Raw genomic sequence first — 1,411 nt, 5'->3', positions numbered from 1 at the left:
TCGGCGATCCTCGAAGCCGCCGAGGAACACCGCGCGGACGTCATCGGCATGTCGGGACTCCTGGTCAAGTCCACCGTGATCATGAAGGAAAACCTGGAGGAACTGAACACCCGAGGCCTCGCGGACCGTTTCCCCGTCATCCTCGGCGGCGCCGCCCTCACCCGCGCCTACGTGGAGCAGGACCTCCACGAGATCTACGCCGGTGAGGTCCGCTACGCCCGCGACGCCTTCGAAGGGCTACGCCTGATGGACGCCCTCATGGGCGTCAAGCGCGGCGTCCCCGGCGCCACCCTGCCCGAGCTCAAGCCACGGCGGGTCAGGGCAACGACGACCGCGGTCGTTACCGAGCCGGAGCCCGGTGAGGGGCAGCGGGTGAGCCGTTCCGACGTGGCCGTCGACAACCCCGTCCCGGAGGCGCCGTTCCTCGGTACTCGGGTGGTGAAGGGGATCCCGCTCAAGGACTACGCCTCCTGGCTCGACGAGCAGGCGCTGTTCAAGGGCCAGTGGGGATTGAAGGCGGCGCGTGGTGGCCCGACGTACGAGGACCTCGTGGCGAACGAGGGCCGGCCGCGGCTGCGCGGCCTGCTGGACAAGCTGCACACCGAGAGCCTGCTGCAGGCCGCGGTCGTGCACGGCTACTTCCCGTGCGTGTCCAAGGGCGACGACCTGATCATCCTGGACGAGAACGGCTCGGAGCGGACCCGCTTCACCTTCCCGCGCCAGAGCCGCGGCCGGTACCTGTGCCTGGCGGACTTCTTCCGCCCCGAGGAGTCGGGCGAGACCGACGTCGTCGGCCTCCAGGTCGTCACCGTCGGCTCGAAGATCGGCGAAGCCACGGCCAAGTTGTTCGAGGCGAACGCCTATCGCGAGTACATGGAGTTGCACGGTCTGTCCGTGCAGTTGGCGGAGGCGTTGGCCGAGTACTGGCATGCACGGGTCCGCGCGGATCTGGGCATCGCGGGTTCGGATCCGGTGGCCATGGACGGGATGTTCCGTACCGAGTACCAGGGCTGCCGCTACTCCCTGGGTTACCCGGCCTGCCCGGACCTGGAGGATCGTGCGAAGATCGCCGACCTTCTGCGGCCGGAGCGGATCGGTGTGCATCTGTCGGAGGAGTTCCAGTTGCATCCGGAGCAGTCCACCGATGCCATCGTCGTCCATCATCCCGAGGCCGGTTACTTCAACGCGGGAGGCCGCCGGTGAGCGCACTGCGGGAGGTGTTGGCGCGTGGGGGGCCGTCGTTCTCGTTCGAGTTCTTCCCGCCGAGGACGGATGCGGGCGAGCGGGTGTTGTGGGACGCGATCCGTCGGATCGAGCCGCTCGCGCCGTCGTTCGTGTCGGTGACCTACGGGGCCGGTGGATCCTCCCGGGACCGGACGGTCGAGGTGACCAAGCGGATCGCCGCCGAGAC

General features: G+C 68.7%; 2 protein-coding genes. Both read left to right on the top strand.

The annotated features are described in order from the left end of the window. On the top strand, positions 1–1,203 hold a 1,203-nt coding region (locus ACZ4XJ_RS37295; protein WP_468498878.1), incomplete at its 5' end, for a vitamin B12 dependent-methionine synthase activation domain-containing protein. Further along, the coding region (locus ACZ4XJ_RS37290) for a methylenetetrahydrofolate reductase (protein ID WP_468498877.1) at positions 1,200–1,411 on the top strand (212 nt) is incomplete at its 3' end. The genes ACZ4XJ_RS37295 and ACZ4XJ_RS37290, both read left to right, overlap by 4 nt.

The sequence above is a fragment of the Streptomyces sp. NPDC029836 genome (genome assembly GCF_055574495.1).
Note: the sequence above shows the minus strand (reverse complement) of the source record. Positions and strands in the feature narration are given on the sequence as shown.